This window comes from Blastococcus sp. SYSU D00868, from assembly GCF_054050575.1.
The window spans coordinates 91,564-109,129 of the sequence record NZ_JBJGZO010000010.1; the positions used below are offsets into that span (position 1 = coordinate 91,564).

At 70.2% G+C, this 17,566-nt stretch carries 12 protein-coding genes; 9 read left to right on the forward strand and 3 right to left on the reverse strand.

Annotation, left to right across the window (positions count from 1 at the left end):
- Positions 1-17 precede the first annotated feature (17 nt).
- Positions 18-1,022 carry a hypothetical protein gene (locus ACI79F_RS11295; protein ID WP_456545025.1) on the reverse strand — a complete coding sequence of 335 codons (1,005 nt, stop codon included), beginning with the start codon at positions 1,020-1,022 and terminating at the stop codon, positions 18-20.
- A 162-nt stretch (positions 1,023-1,184) separates the two neighbouring features.
- Here ACI79F_RS11295 and ACI79F_RS11300 point away from each other — a divergent pair, with 162 nt between their 5' ends.
- The 4 genes from ACI79F_RS11300 (at position 1,185) to ACI79F_RS11315 (ending at position 8,056) form a co-directional block, all read left to right on the forward strand.
- A complete protein-coding gene (locus ACI79F_RS11300; RefSeq protein WP_456545024.1) occupies positions 1,185-4,499 on the forward strand; it encodes a TRAFAC clade GTPase domain-containing protein in 3,315 nt (1,104 codons plus the stop codon).
- 4 nt (positions 4,500-4,503) lie between these two features.
- Positions 4,504-6,603 (forward strand): GAP1-N2 domain-containing protein, encoded by a 2,100-nt coding sequence (locus ACI79F_RS11305; protein WP_456545023.1) that lies wholly within the window; start codon positions 4,504-4,506, stop codon positions 6,601-6,603.
- A gap of 112 nt (positions 6,604-6,715) precedes the next feature.
- On the forward strand, positions 6,716-7,171 hold the full coding sequence (locus ACI79F_RS11310; protein ID WP_456545022.1) for an excalibur calcium-binding domain-containing protein: 456 nt from the start codon (positions 6,716-6,718) through the stop codon (positions 7,169-7,171).
- Between the two features lie 27 nt (positions 7,172-7,198).
- Positions 7,199-8,056 (forward strand): class F sortase, encoded by an 858-nt coding sequence (locus tag ACI79F_RS11315; RefSeq protein WP_456545021.1) that lies wholly within the window; start codon positions 7,199-7,201, stop codon positions 8,054-8,056.
- Positions 8,057-8,066: 10 nt separating this feature from the next.
- Here ACI79F_RS11315 and ACI79F_RS11320 read toward each other — a convergent pair whose 3' ends face one another.
- Together ACI79F_RS11320 and ACI79F_RS11325 are read right to left on the reverse strand one after the other, a co-directional pair.
- Positions 8,067-9,722: an FAD-dependent oxidoreductase gene (locus ACI79F_RS11320; RefSeq protein WP_456545020.1), complete on the reverse strand. Its 1,656-nt coding sequence runs from the start codon at positions 9,720-9,722 to the stop codon at positions 8,067-8,069.
- A 69-nt stretch (positions 9,723-9,791) separates the two neighbouring features.
- Positions 9,792-10,433, reverse strand: a complete 642-nt coding sequence (locus ACI79F_RS11325) for a hypothetical protein (RefSeq protein ID WP_456545019.1) — start codon at positions 10,431-10,433, stop codon at positions 9,792-9,794.
- Between the two features lie 415 nt (positions 10,434-10,848).
- Here ACI79F_RS11325 and ACI79F_RS11330 point away from each other — a divergent pair, with 415 nt between their 5' ends.
- The 5 genes from ACI79F_RS11330 to ACI79F_RS11350 all read left to right on the forward strand — a co-directional run bounded on the left by ACI79F_RS11330 (position 10,849) and on the right by ACI79F_RS11350 (position 17,435).
- Positions 10,849-11,022 carry a hypothetical protein gene (locus tag ACI79F_RS11330; RefSeq protein ID WP_456545018.1) on the forward strand — a complete coding sequence of 58 codons (174 nt, stop codon included), beginning with the start codon at positions 10,849-10,851 and terminating at the stop codon, positions 11,020-11,022.
- A 629-nt stretch (positions 11,023-11,651) separates the two neighbouring features.
- A complete protein-coding gene (locus ACI79F_RS11335; RefSeq protein ID WP_456545017.1) occupies positions 11,652-12,641 on the forward strand; it encodes a hypothetical protein in 990 nt (329 codons plus the stop codon).
- A gap of 80 nt (positions 12,642-12,721) precedes the next feature.
- Positions 12,722-13,639, forward strand: coding sequence for a phosphorothioated DNA-binding restriction endonuclease (locus ACI79F_RS11340; RefSeq protein ID WP_456545126.1), 918 nt, complete (start codon positions 12,722-12,724; stop codon positions 13,637-13,639).
- Positions 13,636-14,259 carry a GIY-YIG nuclease family protein gene (locus ACI79F_RS11345; RefSeq protein WP_456545016.1) on the forward strand — a complete coding sequence of 208 codons (624 nt, stop codon included), beginning with the start codon at positions 13,636-13,638 and terminating at the stop codon, positions 14,257-14,259. The genes ACI79F_RS11340 and ACI79F_RS11345 overlap by 4 nt, the downstream gene beginning before the upstream one ends.
- A gap of 71 nt (positions 14,260-14,330) precedes the next feature.
- The gene (locus tag ACI79F_RS11350; protein ID WP_456545015.1) at positions 14,331-17,435 is read left to right on the forward strand and encodes a DUF3427 domain-containing protein; all 3,105 of its coding nucleotides are present in this window, start codon (positions 14,331-14,333) and stop codon (positions 17,433-17,435) included.
- The last annotated feature ends 131 nt before the right edge of the window (positions 17,436-17,566 follow it).

Sequence of the window (17,566 nt, forward strand, 5' to 3'; positions counted from 1 at the left end):
CCGGACCGGCCGGCGTCTCAGGAGGCTGCGGATGCGCGGGCGAGCGCCGTGATCACGGTTCCGGGCGCCGGGGTGGGCTCGCTGAGCACCACCGTCCCCGGTCGGTGCGGCCCCGGAGCCGCGTTCGCGTCCGGCGCCGTCAGGACGACGCAGCGGCGGGTGACGGCCGCGGTGACGGGTTCCTCGTCCGGTTCCTGATCGGAGATGGACACGACCAGCCCGGACTGCACCTGGGTGGCGATCCACTGCTCGGTCGTCCCGCGCACTCCCGTCCGGAACCCGATCTCGCCGACCCACTGCCGGAGAAAGCTCTCGGCGTCGTCAGCGAGGTCCAGGGCCCGGGGACCGTGAGCGCGGTCGCTGACTCCCACGACCTGGACCGTTCGCTGGTCTGCGGCGCCGGCGATCGCCTGGAGCCCGGTCAGCACCCCGGCGACGGTCCCGGCGAGCAGCCGCGGACGCATGGAGGCGGAGAGATCGACCACCGCGGTGATCGTCTCCCCGCGGCGGGCGACACTCACGCGACGCGCCAGGACGGCGGGCTCGCGCAAGGACCCCGGAACGGGGATCGAGCCGCTCTCCTCCCCGGAGGCATCGACGAAGGCGCCGTCGTACGGAACCGCCGTCCACGTCTCACCACGGCGCTCCAGGCGCAGGACGAGCATGGGCGCGCCGGCGACGGTCGTGATGCCCGGGTGCTGGAGCACCTGGGCGATCACGCCCGGCTCCGCGCCCGCGACCTCGACGGCCAGCGAGAGGGCCGACGACGTCCGGGGCTCGACCAGGAGGTCGATTCGCTTCACGTCGCCCTCGACCACATCGAGGTCGAGCAGCCACGTGCCCTTGGGCGAGAAGGGTTGTTGCCGCAGCCCGCTGGTGGTGTCGCGCGGGAAGACCAGCGGCCCTCCAGCCGTCACGAGCCGCGCCGACACGTCGTCGGTTGCGCTCAGCCCCTGCCACTCGATCCGGCACCGGCCGCCCGCCAACATGTACTGCTGGTTCGGGGTCATCAGGACCGTCATCGACTAGCTTCCTCCTCCGGCCATGCCGTCGGCCCTCAGCCGCGACGGGATGCGATCGCAGTGTGACAGAGCGCAGTCCCTTCGTACGTCACCTCGCCCGACCGCTCTCGTCGAGGCTGCCGACGCACGGCAGACCGATCACCAGCCAGAAGGGGACCACCCGTGGCCTCGTCCCTCTACCGTGAGCTCCGCACGGCCCGTGACCAGCACGGCATCGCCCCGGATGCCAGCGACGGCGTGCTCATGCTCGTCGCACAGTCCATGAGCCAAGACCCGGAGCAACTCACGGACCTGCTGGCGGCGAAGGGCCTCAGCCTCGATCCCGCATCGGTGGTCGGGCTGGTGTCGGTGGTGCAGGCCAACGGGAGCTCGTCGACGAGCTCCGCGAGTGACGACGAGCCGATGTCCTTCCTACAGCGCATCGACCACCTCCCCGAGGCTCCGCCGGCGCCCCCCGCGGCGACGTCAGACGCGGCCCCCTCCGAGCCCACGGTCGTGTCTCCTGGGGTCACCCCTGGCCCCAGGACCAGCCAGTCAGCGACCGCGCGCCGGCAGAAGCAGCGGCCTCCTGTCCCTCCGCCGGCCGCTGAGGGGGCGGCGACCGAGGAGGCCTCCTCGGACCCCGCTCAAGGCCCGACGCCGGACGAGGCCACCGCCTCGTACGACGACGGGATGCCAGACGATGTCGGGACGACGACGCCGGTCGAGGAGAACGAGCCGCCGGCTGTGGAGCCCGCTGTCTCGGACCTGGACCTCGACGCGATGTCCGACCACGTCGACGTCTGGTCGGCAAGGGAGAACGGCATCGACTTCCACCGCGTCGACCGGGGCGCGGTCGAGCTGAGCTGGCCGCGACTGGATGCACACCAGGGCGCGCTGGTGTACCTGGTCGTCGGCTCTGCGGTGGGCATCCCGGTACGGCCGAGCAAGGGCACCCGCCTGGCCCTGACCGAGGGCGACTCCGCTCGCGTCACGGCCGGGAGTGGGCCCTACTTCTCCGTCTTCAGCTACTCGTCGGCGGACATCGCCTCCCTGCCGACGGCGGTGGCGGTGCACCACGCTGCCGGCCAGATCGTGCCCGAGGTGTCCGATCTCCAGGTCAGCACGCGGCCCGACGAGGTCGTCCTCACGTGGACCACGCCTCCGGGAGTCGAGAGGGTGCGGGTCCTCCGGGGTCGTGAGGCCGAGTCCCTGCCATCCGGGTTCGACGCGAGCCTCGAGATCCCCGCCAGGCACGGGCACGCGAGTGACCGCGACGTGTTGCCTGGACGTCGATACCAGTACCGCGTGATCAGCCAGTTCACCGGGAGCGCCGGCGAACTGGCGCTGTCGTCCGGTCGGGAGATTACGGCCGAGATCCCTGCCATCCCCGAGCCGGTCGTGGGCCTCACCGCGGAGGTCACGGGCGAGCCGCCGGTGGGCAGGGTCGAGCTCCGCTGGCCGACACCGCCGCTGGGCCGTGTGGTCATCTACCAGTCGTCAGCGGTTCCCGAGCACGCGGCTACGAACCTGGTCATCTCCACCGCCCAGCTGGAGGCCCTCACCCTCGGCGATCCCGTCGGCGAGCCGGCGCTGGAGGACCAAGGCTCGTCGGCGATCACCGGACTGCCCCTCGCGATCAGGAACGGACCGCGACGGGCGTTCACCCCGGTCACCGTGATCGGCACGCACGCGGCGGTGGGACCGGCGGCCGTCGTGAACCTGCTGGGACGGGTCACGGACCTCGAACTGACCGAGCGCGTCGATCGTCAGCTCCTGCGATTCGCCTGGCCCGCGGGCGCGACCTTCGCGGTGGTCGAGCGCGGCAGCATCGGCGCGGCTCCGGATGGCACGCCACCGATCCGCGTGTCCCTCGAGGAGTACGAGCGGCAGGGTGGTCTGCGCCTGCAGCTGCCCGTGACCGGCTGTGACGTACACGTCCGCGGCGCCGTCATCTATGCCGGGGAGTGGACGACCGGGCCGGTCACGTCCCTCACCTACCCGGGCCGGTGGGTGCTGCGCTACCGGTTCGAGAAGGTCGGCTTGATCGGACGCCGCCGCAGTCTCCAGATCCGGGTCGACCGGCCCTGGCGTGACGTGCGGCTGGCCCTCACCCACCGCGACGACCGGCTTCCGCTCCACGTGTACGACTCGCCCGGGTCGCCGCGCCCCTTCCAGCCCATCGACGGGGCGAGCGTCCCGCCCGGCGAGTGGCACACCGTCGACGAAGTGACCCTCCCAGCGCGCGGGTTCTCCCGTGTGTTCGCCCACCTGCAGGACGCCGTCCCCATCGTCATCGACCCGGCTTTGGGCGCCCGGGTCCGGGAGACGCCGCCCACTCCGCTCCGGAGCGGTCGAGTGCGCTGTGTGCGCTGCATGCAGCCACAGGACGAGTCACCGCAGCTGTTCCGCTGCGCCGGCAGTTGCCCAGTCGGCGTCGACCACGTCCGGTCGACGTTCGCCGGGTACGCGGTCCAGGGCCGGCCGGTCTTCCCCTACGCCGGGCACCCGGTGTCCGTCGCCACCTGTCCCAGCTGTCACGAGGCGTCCGAGGAACGGGTCTGCAAGCTGTGTCATGGCGTCCTGCCGCCGGACAGCAGCATCAGCGACCCGGTGAGCGTCGCCATCGTGGGTGCTCGCGGCACGGGCAAGACCACCTACATCCTGAGTCTGCTGGCCTTCCTCCAGCAGGTCTGGGGCCCTGCGAGCGGTGCATCAGCGGCTCCCGTGGACGCCCACACGAGCGGGCGCCTGCGACAGCTGCTCGAGCCGGCGGCCATGGGACGGACGGTGGGCTCCACGGTCCGGGCCGAGCAGAACCCGGACGTGCTGGCTCCCATGCTGCTTCGGCTGGACCACCGGGACGGCCGTCAGCGGACCCTCGCGCTGTACGACGTGGCCGGCGAGGACGTCGAGAACCCACTGGCGGTTCGCCCCTACGGAAGCACTCTGGCGAACGCGGACGCCCTCCTGTTCCTGGTCGACCCACTCCAGCTGCCGCCGATCCGCAGCCTCCTCGAGGGGCAGGTCCCACTGCCACCGATCGCGGGCAACCCGCTCGTGGTGATGGAGAACGTGATCGCCGAGATTCGCCGGCGCACCGGGAGCCCCACCATCGACGTGCCGATCGCCGTCGCGCTGAGCAAGATCGACGGGATCCACCGAGCGGTCCGCACGCCCGGGACGAACCTGACCGACCTCCTCAACGGCGGCTCGGCGCTGATGTACGACCCCACCGCCGACGACTCGCTGATCATGGACCCGGCCGACCGCCAGCGGACCCATGAGGAGACCAGGAGCCTGCTGCTGACCCTGGGCGCCGGCCAGTTCGTGCACATGGTGGAGGCCGCGTTCACGCGGACGGAGTACTTCGCACTGTCGGCCCTCGGGCATGCCCCGGCAGGAGGCACGACACTGTCCGCCGCCGGCGTCTCGGCCTTCCGCGTCGCCGATCCCCTGCGCTGGCTCGTCGACCGGCGCTGGCCCGTGAGGCGCTGAGCACGTGCTCCGAGGTCAGTTCACTTACACCGCGTCCAGCCGACCGGGGGTCTGGGACACCCATCCCGGATGGAAGGTGCAGTCAGTGGCCGAGGTGCCCGGCGGTACCGGGCTGGGCAAGGACGTCGTCTCGGCGGCCGCGCGGAACGTCGGGGGCTTCGCTCCACCGGCGATCCCCGAGCTGGCCTCGCGCGCAGACGTCCAGGCCCTGCCTCGATGCCTGCGGCTGGACCTCCTCGACGACGAGCTCGTCTGCGTCAGTCACCTCGTCGCGGCCGGCCCGGACTACTCGGGACGCCCGAACTTCTTCGCGCACGGTCTGGTCGTCGAGCCAGGAAGCGGGTTCGACGCCGACGAGGACGCCGAGGAGGGGATCGTCCGCCCGGCCGATCTCTGGGACGCGGAGGTCTGGCTGCGGCCGGTCGGCGCCCAGCAGGTGGAAGCCGCGGAACCGCGAGACGACCTGCACACATTGCAGCCTGGACGGCTGGGGGACGCCGAGCTCGAAGAATTCGTGAAGGCCCACCCGAACCAGCGGGACTTCGTCCTGGCGGCCATCGAGCGTGCTGTCGATGGCGGTGGCCCACTGGTGCTGGTCGGTGACCACCCCGAGTCGGTCGTGCACTGGCTGCGTCTCGTGGGGTCCCTGCTCCTTCCTGCCGCCGTCTGGCGGCTGCCATTCAGCACCTACGAGCGGATCCAAGAGACTGAGACACCGGCTGCGTGGCGATTCGCTGCGGTGGGAGTGCCCTCGACGGACATGGCCACAGCCGCCAGGCTCCCTGGCACCCGCTTCGCCGTCCTCGACGACGAGGGCTCCCCGGTGCGCGCCGCTGCCGGCCGGTGGATGCTCCCCGACGGCAGCGAGCTCGTCGCCGGGGAGTGGTCCAGGCTGGCCGAGGTCGTGGTCCTCACAGGCCTCCTGCCCGCAGTCGCCGAGCAGCTCGAATGGCTCGCCGACGAGCTGGGCGACAGCACGATCGACGAACCACTGTGGGCACTCGGCGCGGCCGTCCTCCTCGTCGACGACCTGCCGTGGGACACCCTGGCCGAGGACGCCGCCGCTCTGGTGCTGGGACGTTGGCCTCGGGATCTCGACTCGGGCGCGGTGGTGCCTGCGCTGCTCGAGCGGGTGCGGCTGCAGCGGAGCGCGTCGGAGATCGTGGCCGCCCTGCAACGTCGATCCGCGGGTGCCCCGACCGGCCTCTCGAGGCAGCTGGTGTTCCTGGAACCGGTCCGAGAGGCACTGGCCTCCCCCGCCGCCTTCTGGCGTTCGGACCGCGCCCTGCCGCGAGAGCTGCCGGACCTCGGGCCGGCCGCTCGGGAAGAGCTGGACCAGATCCTCGCCGCCGCCCTGGACTGGGCCGCGAGCAGCGGAGCTGTCGGTCCTCGCGCGTTGCTCGAGATGGCCCGATTGGTGGACTCGGCCAGCGACGTGCGCGGCCGGATGGGGATCGTCGCGCGGCAGCTCATCACGCCTCGGCTGCTGGAGCCCGAGCTCAACCCGCGCCAATTGAAGTGGCCGCCCATGAGTGCGTGGCTCTGGCACCACATCCGACCGGCCCTAGCGGAAGACCTCAGGCGCGGGCAGGAATCGGGCCAGGACGATCCAGGCAAGGTCCTGTCCCAGGCCACTCACGAGTGGCTCTCGAGCATCTCGCTCCCGACAGGGCCCCTGACGGCGATCGGACTTCGCGGCACTGGCCCGGTCGAGTGGGAGCTGGCCGCCTATCGGACGTTCCGGAGACGGCCGGGGGCGCCGAGCCGGTTCGAACGGGCCGCCGCATTTCTCTCCGTCGTGAACAACGCGGGCTACGAGACGGCCGACCGAGCCGTGGAGGCCCTGCGAGCCGCCTATGGCGCCACGACCGGGCTGAGCGCTGGCGAACTGGCGATTCTCATCGAGTGCGCCCCGCAGTCCATGCCGTTCGCCCGGATCGTGGTGGAGCTGCTGGGGAAGACCGCGCCTTCCGCTGAGTCGGCTGCGCTCGCCGCGCAACTCTTGGCGCGTGAGGAGCTGACCGGCGGCCAGGAAAGGGTCCTGGCTCGTCACCTCGCGGTTGCTCGCCGACGACCGGCGGTTCGACAGGCACCTCATTTCTGAGGCGGATGCCGTCACGGGTGTAGCGCAACACCTGCCAAGAGCCGGACGAAGAAGTAGCGGAACACGCTGGGTCTAGAACTGCGGTGCTGCCCAGCTTCTGCACGAGGGTGGCGTGGAGCAGACCACCCTCCAAACACCTCCAGGAGCAACAATGCGTCTCCGTAGTGCCGCGGCATCCGGCCTCTTCCTCACTGCTGTTCTCTCTGTCGGTTTCACCGGCACGGCTGGCGCGGCCGATCTCAACTGCAGCGACTTCGCCACCCAGCAGCAGGCGCAGGCGGTCCTGACGGCGGACCCCAGCGACCCCAACAACCTCGACTCGGACCACGACGGCATCGCATGCGAGAGCCTTGCGAGCGGCGGCCCGGCCGAGGACGGCACGGTGACGGGCGCTGGGGCCAGCACGACCCAGGTCACCACCCGTCCTGCGGGCGGTGTCGCCGCCGGCGATGGCAGCTCGTCCTCCGAGGACGGCAGCGTCCTGCCCTACGCCCTCGGTGGGCTTGCTCTCGCTGCGGCCGGCGGAGCCGCGGTGTCGGCGCGCCGGAGCTCGCGGGCGCGCGCCTGACCGACGGCGGTGCTCGATCGCGCGCCGATGACCACCCGTCGAAGCCTCATGGAGGCCTCGACGGGTGGTCCGGTGCGCATCGCGGGGGTCTACCCCCCGCCGCTCGTTCCGGGGCTCGCGCCGGCGGCCCACGAGGACGTGCTGGCAGCACACGCCAACCGCCCGCCGACGATCACGCGGTACGACCGGGCACGCCTGTACGGCCGCAACAAGTTGGACCGATCACGCGCCCCACAGGTGTGGGCCGGGGCATCCGCCTGCCTGACCGGCGCTGCGGTCCTGGCAGCCCTCGTCATGCCGCAGTCCGAGCCCCGGCATGTTCGCGTGGACGATCCCGTCGCGGCCATCTCGGCGTCGGACTCCCCGTTCCTGCTGGATCTGCAGGTTGCGCAGGCCGCACCGACGGTTGAAGAAGCCCTCGCACCGCAGCTGCCCGCGAGCGAGCCTGTCCGCGTGCGCATACCCGCCCTCGACGTGACGACCCGGGTGATGGAGCTCGGTCTCGAAGAGGACGGCTCGATGGAGGTGCCTCCGGGCGCCTACCCCGTCGGTTGGTACGACGGCAGCCCCACCCCAGGCCAGATCGGACCTGCGGTCCTCGCAGGTCACGTGGACTGGGCAGGCGAACCGGGCGCCTTCTACGGCCTGCGCGAGCTCCTGCCCGGCGACGAGGTCGTCATCGACCGCGCCGATGGCACGACTGTGGTCTTCGCCGTCGACCGGGTCGAGGAGCACGCGAAGGACGACTTCCCCACCGACGACGTCTACGGCGACCTGACCTACTCCGGGTTGAGGCTCATCACGTGCGGCGGCCGCTTCGACGAGGACTCCGGCGACTACATCGACAACATCGTCGTCTTCGCCAGCCTGGTCGCCGTGGACTAGGCGTGCGCGCTCAATGAGCCAGCAGGCGGTGCACGAACTGGATGGCGATCGACCCCTCCCCCACCGCCGAGGCCACCCGCTTGACCGAGCCGTGCCGGACGTCGCCGGCCGCGAGCACGCCCGGCACGCTGGTCTCCAGCGGCAGCGGGCGCCGGCCGAACGCCCGGAGGGCATCGTCGCTGAGGTCGGCGCCGGTCAGGACGAACCCGTCGTCGTCCCGCTCGATCGACGGGGGCAGCCAGTCGCTGTGCGGCTGGGCGCCGATCATGAGGAACAGCGCGTAGGCGCTGACGATCTCCTGCTCGCCGGTGGCGCGGTCGCGCAGGACCAGGTGGTCCAGCCAGCCGTCGCCGCCGCCGTCGACGACCTCGGTGCCCGTGCGGACGTCGATGTTCGGCGTCTCCTCCACCTGGCGGACCAGGTAGTGGGACATGCCCGCCGCCAGGGACGCGGCCCGCACGACGAGCGTGACGCGCTTGGCGTAGTGGGCCAGGTGGATGGCGGCCTGCCCGGCGGAGTTCGCGCCGCCGACGATGTAGACCTCCTCGCCGGCCACCAGCGGCGCCTCGGAGGAGGCGGCGCCGTAGAAGACGCCGGAGCCGCGCAGCGCCTCGAGCGGCGCGACGCCGAGCCGCCGGTAGCTGGCGCCCATCGCCAGCACGACCGCGCGGGCAACCACGTAGCCGCCGGTGTGGAGGGTGACGACGATGCCGTCGCGCTCCCGGGCCAGGTGGGTGACCTGCTGCATGAACGCGAAGCGGGCGCCGAAGACCCAGGCCTGCTGGTAGGCGCGGCGGGCGAGGTCGGCCCCGCTGAGGCCGCGCGGGAAGCCCATGTAGTTGCGGATCGACGAGCTGGTCGTGGCCTGCCCGCCGATGCTGCCCGAGTCGATGACCAGGGAGCGCAGCCCCTCCGACGCGCCGTAGACGGCGCCGGACAGTCCGGCCGGCCCGCACCCGATGAGGACCAGGTCGTAGCGGTCGCCGGAGGACTCGATCGTCGTCCCCGCGCTGCGGGCGATGTCCATGTTCGAGGGGTTCTCGACGACCCGGCCGTCGGGCATCACGATCAGCGGGAGCCGCCGGTCCAGGCCGACGTCGGCGAGGATCGCGCGCCCCTCCTCCGAGCCGGCCAGGCTGAACCGGTGCGGCATCGCGCACCGGCCGAGGACGTCGCGCAGCTCGTAGGCGCGCCCGGACCACGTCTCGCCGATCACCTCGATGGTGTTGGGCACCAGGCGGCGCGCCTCGGCCCAGCGGAGGAGGAAGGCCGACACCGCCTGGTGGAAGAGCTCGTCGGGCGGCGGCGCGGGCCGCACGAGGTACTGGTCGATGCGGCCGCGGGCGATCGCCTCGAAGATCGCGTCGCCGGCGTCCGCCCTGCCGACCTGGCTCCAGGCGATGAGCAGGGCGCGCTGGGCGTGTGGGAACAGCGGGCGGACGGCGGCGAGCAGCTCCAGGCCGCCGGCGCTCTCGGGCGCCAGCACCAGGGCGACGTCCTCGCCGGTCGCGGAGAGCTCGGTCAGCGCGGCGAGCGCCGCCTCGGCCGAGCCCAGGCAGCAGACGCGGTAGTCGGTGGCGTACCGGGCGCGCAGCTCGCGCTCGACGTCGGCGAGCAGGGCGGGGTCGTCGTCGACGGCCACGATCAGCGGCGCGCTCCCGGGCATGTCCGGGGACCGTAGGAACGGCCTGTCCGCGCGCACCAGGTACGAAGGTCACTGCTCGGGCCTCGCGGGTCACTCCGTGAAGCGCGCGTAGGCCTCCAGGCAGGAGGTGCAGGTCATCCGGGTGCTGTCGAAGGCCTCGGGAGCGGCCGGCCGGCGGCAGGTGCGGCACCAGCGGAACGAGCGGCGCCTCCGCGTGGCGATGGCCCCGGCGACCTCGATGACCTCGGCCGAGAACCACCGGAGGTCCTCGCGGGTGAGCCGGCGGCCATCGGGCGGATGCACCTCCTGGCGCGGGGCCCAGTCGGCCATCGGACGGGCCAGCACGAGGCCGGCCGCGTCGACGCCGACCGACAGCTGGGCCGGCTCGCCGCTGACGAACCACTGCATGCCGTCGTCCGGACCGGCGTCCTCCCGCCGCCAGCCGGCGCCCAGCGCGCGGAGCACCTCCGGCCAGCCGACGCGAAGCAGGTCGGCGAGGGCCTGCTCGTCGGCGGTCGGGTCACCCTCGCGTCCCCAGGCGAGTCCGCAGGCCCGGCACTCGAGAACCGGGTCGCTCTCCGGGTCGCGCAGGCATCCGCCGAGCGCGACCAGCCCACGCTCGGCCAGGTCGAAGGAGTCACCGGCCGGTAGCCCCCACACGATCGGGACCGACTCCTCGCGCCCGCACTGCGGGCAGATCCGCCCCGCCTGGATCCCCACCGAACTGCTCATGACCCTCCCCGTGCGTCTCCGCCGCCCCCCGTGACGGCGGAGCCGGAGCGTGGCAGCGGCCACCGACAACAACCGGAGCGACATCCACCCGGTTCACCCCATCCGACGCCTGGGGCATCGCCCTTGCTGGCGCGTAGAGGCCGCCAGGAGCAACGCGCGTCGCTCTGCAGCCGTTCGCATCCCCGGCCGCGCCGGCCTGACTCGCTCTCATTCCGCGGGCTGTCGCTCGAGGCAGTCCGGCCCTCATCGCGGTCCGGTATCGACGGCCACGCCAGCGCCGCCGTGTTGACCGGCTCGGTCGTCTGATCGGCGCCTCCGCGACATCGGCCGTACAGATGGGGCCGTTGTGAGTATCGATGCGACTCGCTCCTCGAGGAGATGGGGTAGTTCCCGTCTCGGAACTACGGTCACTCGGGTGAGCAACAAGGCAGCGCTGCAGGGGATGACCGAGGAGCAGGCCGAGGAGATGCTTGACCTCATGCGTCATCAGGTGGTCGTGCTCACTCGGATCCGCAATGAAGTGGGCTTCCTGTCCGTGCTCCTGGTGGTGCTGGTCGTCGTTGGACTCGTAGCAGGCTTCGCCCTCTGACCGCGTGCAGCGCCGCCAGCTCGGCACCCCTGTGAACGGCGGCTGTTACCACTCGGGTCCCACCACAGCCGCCGGGGCTCAGTCAGCTCGCACCTTGCGAGGAGGTCGCTCGAAGTGCCTCCCGTCCACCCCGAGAGCGCCGGCGCCGTCTCTTCGAGAGATCGTGTCGCCGGCCATCTAGCTGATGTGCCCGGCGAGGTCTGGGCAGCGACGGACCACGCCATCGCCCAACACACGCCCGCGCCCCCTTGGGCGTGGCAAAAGCTTCCATACGAGTCACATTCCGTGCGCACGGCATCACCTCTCTTTACTTAACCCGGCCGTCACGCCGGAGGGACGGTTTCTCGCTGGTCATCTGACGTGGTAGCCCGAGACCGGTAAGACGGACCGAGATCCGTGCGGGGCGTCCTCGGCGTTGGTCGATGTCATCGAGGCCAATTCAGACATCAGTCTCGACAGGCGAGGGGCCCTCACTGCCATGACCCGGAGCGCATGCCGGAGTCAGAGATGCAACTGTCCCTGCCGATCTACTCAGGCAGGGTGACGCGATGCCCCACAGTGAAGCCAATCACGGTCTCGGGCGCGCAGTATGCGTTCGCCCATCAACAGCTACCGGTCAGTGAGGACAAATGACACGCGCACTCCGGCCCGACTTCGCGACTGCATCGGTAGGCCTCACCCTTCCGGCACAGCACAAAAACCTGGCACGACTGCACGACTGGCTTCTCGATGAGGTGGGCCTTCTAGAAGGGGAGTCCGTCCTCGCGACGACGAACTACCAGCAGGGCTCCTTCGGTCGGTTGCCCAATCACGTCCTACTCGTGACGAACAAGCGCATCGCATTCACGCATGATGGCGGAGTCCGGTCCATCCCACTGTCAAAGATCGACACCAGCCGTATCGGCTTGAAGGCCGGGATGATCAACGGAGAACTGACTCTCCAGACCGACGCGGGCGAATCCCTGCACTTCAAGAAGGGCGTCAGCCTCTCCATCCAGGAGGTGGCCCAGCTGATCATCCACAGCGCTGATGGGGAACGGATGCAAGGAGCGCCCACGCAGCGAGTCAACGAGGCTCCGACCGCCGCACGGTCGGGCGCTGCCGACAACACTGCCAAGGTCACAGGGTCCGGCAACCGAATCCTTCGGGCCAGCGTGACCGGCGTCCTGCCCATTCGGATTGAACACTTCGGCAGCGAGCACATTGCCGTGTGGGAAATTACCGAAGCCGGCGATCAGGGAGACCTGCTGCTGAACACCATCGGTCGCTATTCCGGCACCTTCGTGTGTGCGCAGCAGGGCCCACTGTCGGGCTTCGAGGTCTCAGCCGATGGAGGCTGGAGCTTGGAGTTCGTTGGCTGGGATGGGCTCAAGGCATGGGACGGCATCGTTCGAGGCGCCAATGCGGACGTGCTGCGGCTCGCCAATCCTGCTCGCGGTCTCATGAGCGCCACCCTCACCTATCGAGGAAATGAGCACCTCGCGGTCTGGGCTCACGGGATGAACGAAGACCTGTTAGTCAATCACGTGGGCGCCTGCCACGGCCAGATTCGAATCCCTCCGGGTACCGAATTCCTCACCATCGATACGGTGGGTCCCTGGGAAGCTGCCCTGGACTAGCCGACCAATCAACAGCTCATCTCCTTGATTGCTACGCCGGCATCACACCAACACACAGTGAGCCAGAGGTAGGGGCATTGATTGCCGTTCCTTCGAGCGATACCGAACAAGTGCTCAGCAGGCTGTCCTCCCTGCGACAGCACCGACAGGACGGGCACCGCTCCCCCCACAAGCCACTGCTGGTCCTCCTAGCGTTGGGCCGGCTAGCCACCACGGGTTCTAGCGACCTTCCCTGGTCGGTGGCCGAGGAGAAGCTGGCGAACCTCCTGGAGGAGTTTGGGCCGACGTCGAAGACCGGCCGCGCGCAGAGCGCGGCGTACCCGTTCACGCGTCTTCGGGCCGATGGCGTGTGGATGCTCGACCGCGACGTACCCATGGACAACGTCGGACCGCTGCGGGAAGGAGTGACCGGCCGCCTGGAGTCCTCCCTAGAGGCCGCCCTCCAGGATCGGCCCGAGCTCGTCGACGAGGCCGCACGAAGCCTCGTCGAGAGCCACTTCCCCGGCACCGTTGCGCCGGACGTGCTGGTGGCTGTTGGCCTAGACCCCGACCTGCTCGAGGGCGGAGCACCATCCCGCCGGGTCGGCACCGCCGACCGTCGCCGCAGCAGCGCCTGGCCCGCCGCCGTGATCGAGGCCTGGGACCGGCAGTGCGCCTTCTGCGGCTTCGACGGGGCCGCCGGCGGAGGGGTCGTCGGCATCGAGGCCGCGCACGTCCGCTGGTTCAAGCTCGGCGGGCCCGACGACCTGGACAACGGGCTGGCCCTGTGCTCCCTGCACCACAAGCTGTTCGACCGAGGGATGCTCGGACTGGACGACGACCTGGCCATCGTCGTCTCGCAGCGCTTCTCCGCCCGGACGGCGCAGGGGCGCGCCATCTACGACTTGCACGGTCACCGGCTTCAGCCAAGGCCGGGCACTCCCCTCCCGGCCCCCACCCATGTGCGCTGGCACGCGGAACAGGTCTTCCAGGGAGCGGCACTGGCGAGGACGGCGTGAGCGAACGCCTCGACGACGCGGTGGCGCGGTTCCTGCGGCCGGAACAGCTGTGGAAGCGCGAAGAGGTCCTCCGGCGTCCCTGCCCCATCCCCGCCGTGCCCGGCGTCTACGGCTGGTGGTTCGACAAGTTGCCAGCATCAATGGACGTCTCCGCATGTCGGCGGTTCGGCGACCGCGTCCTGCTCTACACGGGCATCAGTCCGAAGCGGCCGCCGATGAACGGACGACCGCCGAGTCGAGGTCAACTCCGCCAGAGGATCAAGACGCACTACACGAACAACGCCGAAGGCTCGACACTCCGCAAGACGCTCGGCTGCCTGCTCGCCGACGAGTTGGGCATCCAGCTGAGGCGGGTGGGCTCCGGGAACCGCCGGACGTTCGTGGATGGGGAGCACGACCTATCTGCCTGGATGGCTGCCCATGCGCGCGTCAGCTTCATTGCGCACGAGCGGCCTTGGGAGCTGGAGGACGAGCTGATCAAGCGGCTCGACCTGCCACTCAACCTCGAGGGAAACGCCCACAACGCCTTCCACCCCGAGCTGACCCGCGTCCGAAAGCTGGCCGTGGAGGCGGCGAATGCCCTGCCCGTCCTCCCCAATCCGGGGCGTCGGAGTCGCTAGTTGCCAGCAGAGCACCCAGATCGACGAGTCGGACCACAGCGGAGCGTTGCCGCCCGGTTACGTTCCAGTACATGGGGGACGTGCCTGCCGGCCTGTATCAGCACCTGGTCACCGAGCGTCTGGAAGCCGATCTCGACGGCCTCTCGCCGGAACTCACGCAGCTGGGCGTGCTGGACCCATCAGACGCCCACGTCGCCCTCACACGACACGTCGCCCAGGCCGCAGCTCGGGCGATCCAGGCGGCTGGCGGCAGCGACGACCGTGCGGTTCTCCGGCAGGTGGAGCTGACCAATCGCATCCTCGCGGCGATCGGCGAGCTGACCGCGGATTCGACGGCCGACGAGCAGAGGATCCTCACCCCGCCCCGGACACTCCTCGGGATCGCCGAACCGAGTGGCACCCCCGGCCCACCAAGCCTCCCGGCACGCCCCGACATCCCGCTCAGCACCAGCGCCCTACTCGTTAACGGACCCAACGAGCCGCGGATCGGACGCGAAGTCCAGCGCGAATTCGCCTCCGCCGATCACGTCGATCTCCTCTGCGCTTTCATCAAGTGGCGCGGCCTGCTGCTCATCGAGGACGCCGTCCGTCGACTGGTCGCCCGCGGCGGCCGACTCCGCGTCATCACGACGACCTACATGGGCGCCACTGATCAGCGCGCGCTCGACCGCCTGGTCGAGCTCGGCGCCGAGGTCAAGGTCTCCTACGAGACCCGGACGACCCGGCTACACGCCAAGGCATGGCTGTTCCACCGGTCAACTGGCCTGTCGACGGCCTACGTCGGCTCCTCGAACCTCTCGCACACGGCCATGCACGACGGACTCGAATGGAACGTGCGCCTGTCCGCCGTCGAACAGGCCCACCTGCTCGCCACCTTCGAGGAGACCTTCGCCAGCTACTGGGCCGACGCCTCCTTCGAGACCTACGAGCCCACGCGCGACGGCGACCGGCTGCGGCAGGCCCTGAACGCCGAGAAGGGCGGCCCCTCAGACCTGCCCATCCAGATCACCGCCCTCGACGTCCGGCCCTTCGGGTACCAGCAGGAGATCCTCGACAAGCTCGACGCCGAGCGCACGGTGCACGGGCGCTGGCGCAACCTCGTCGTGATGGCCACCGGCACGGGCAAGACTGTGGTGTCCGCGCTGGACTACCGCCGGCTGCGAGCCGCCGGCGAGGTCGACAGCGTGCTGTTCGTGGCACACCGCGAGGAGCTGTTGACCCAGAGCCTCTCGACCTTCCGCCACGTGGTCCGCCAGGGCGACTTCGGCGAGCTCTTCGTCGGTGGTCAGCGGCCGCGGGAGTGGACGCACGTCTTCGCCTCGATCCAGTCCCTCAGCCACCTGTCGCTGGACGAGCTGGATCCGACGCGCTTCGACCTCGTCGTGGTTGACGAGTTCCATCACGCGGAGGCATCGACCTACCGCCGGCTGCTCGACCACCTCAAGCCCAGGGTCCTACTGGGGCTGACCGCTACTCCGGAGCGCACCGACGGCGCCGACGTCCGGTCGTGGTTCGACGGACGGACGGCGGTCGAGCTGCGGCTGTGGGAGGCGCTCGAGCAGGGCCTGCTGGCGCCCTTCCAGTACTTCGGCATCCACGACGACGTCGCGCTCGACCAGCTCCGCTGGCGCCGCGGCCGGGGCTACGACACCACCGAGCTGACCAACGTGTACACCGGCAACGACTACCGCGTCCGCCTGGTGCTGCAGGCCGTGCAGGACAAGGTCGAGGAGCCCCGTCGCATGCGCGCCCTGGGGTTTTGCGTGAGCGTCCAGCACGCCGCCTACATGGCCGAGAAGTTCACCGCGGCCGGCATCCCGAGCCGCGCGGTCACGGCCACGTCCTCGCGGGAGGAGCGGAAGGCAGCCCTCGACGCACTGCGGGACCGCACCGTCAACGTCCTCTTCGCCGTCGATCTCTTCAACGAAGGCCTCGATGTCCCCGCCGTCGACACGGTGCTGTTCCTCCGCCCGACGGAGAGCGCCACGGTGTTCCTGCAGCAACTCGGCCGCGGTCTACGGTTGGCCGAGGACAAGCCCTGCCTTACCGTGCTCGACTTCATCGGCGCCCAGCACAAGGAATTCCGCTTCGACTTGCGGTTCCGGGCGCTGACCGGCAGCTCGCGGCGGGGCCTGCAGCGTGACGTCCAGGCGGGCTTCCCGCGTCTACCCGCCGGTTGCCACATCCAGCTGGACCGAATCGCCGAGCAAGTCGTCTTGGACAACATCAAGCAGTCCCTCTCCGTTTCGTGGAAGGGCCTAATCAGCGAGGCAAAGCAGACCCAACGACCGTTTCTGGGCGAGTTCCTCGAGGACACCGGAATCGAGCTGGAGGACCTGTATCGAGGAAGTGGCCGGAGCTGGCTCGACCTGAAGCGTGCCGCTGGCTGGGACGAGACCCCAGCTGGACCCGACGACGCAACCCTGGGTGCCGCCTTCGGACGCATGCTGCACGTGGACGACGACGAGCGGCTGCGGTTCCTCCGAGAGGCCGCCACGGGCGCGGGCACTGACGCCGACGAGCGGCGCAGTCGGTTGGCCGCGATGCTGCACTTCTCCCTCTTCGGAGCGCGCACGCCATTCAGCAGCATGGAAGCCACGCTGGCTCGGTTGCTGGAGAACCGCGGGCGCGCCGATGAGCTGGGTGAACTCACTGGCGTGCTGCACGACCGCATCGAGCGGGTGACTCCCGCGCTGGAGATTGCCGGCCCCCGGCCGTTGCACGTCCACGCGCGCTTTAGCCGCGACGAGGTGCTGGCCGCCTTCGGCATGCGCGACCTCAACGGGACATGGGGTTCGGGCGTGCGCTGGGTGCCCGCAGACCAGGCCGACGTCTTCTTCGTGACGCTGCTGAAGACGGAAGCACACTTCTCTCCCACGACGATGTACGCCGACCGGGCTATCTCGCCGACGCTTTTCCAGTGGGAATCCCAGAGCACGACGGCCGAACGTTCGCCGACGGGCCAGCGGTACATCAACCACCAGGAGATGGGCACGACTGTCCACCTGTTCATCCGCGAGTCGAAGACCGCCGACGGCACCCTCGGCACGCCGCCCTACCTCTACGCCGGGCCGATGACGTACCTCTCTCACACCGGGGAACGCCCCATGCGCATCTTGTGGCAGCTCGAGCGCGCACTGCCCGCTGATGTCTTCCACGTCGCCAAGGTCGCCTGAATGAAAAAGGCAATGCCGGCGAACGGCTAGACCGTTAAACGAGGTGCCTGCACCACCTGACCTTCGGATGACGGGCAGTCATTAGGCGAGCGGGCCCTGCCCTCAATCTTGTCGCATAAGCGCTGAGCGAC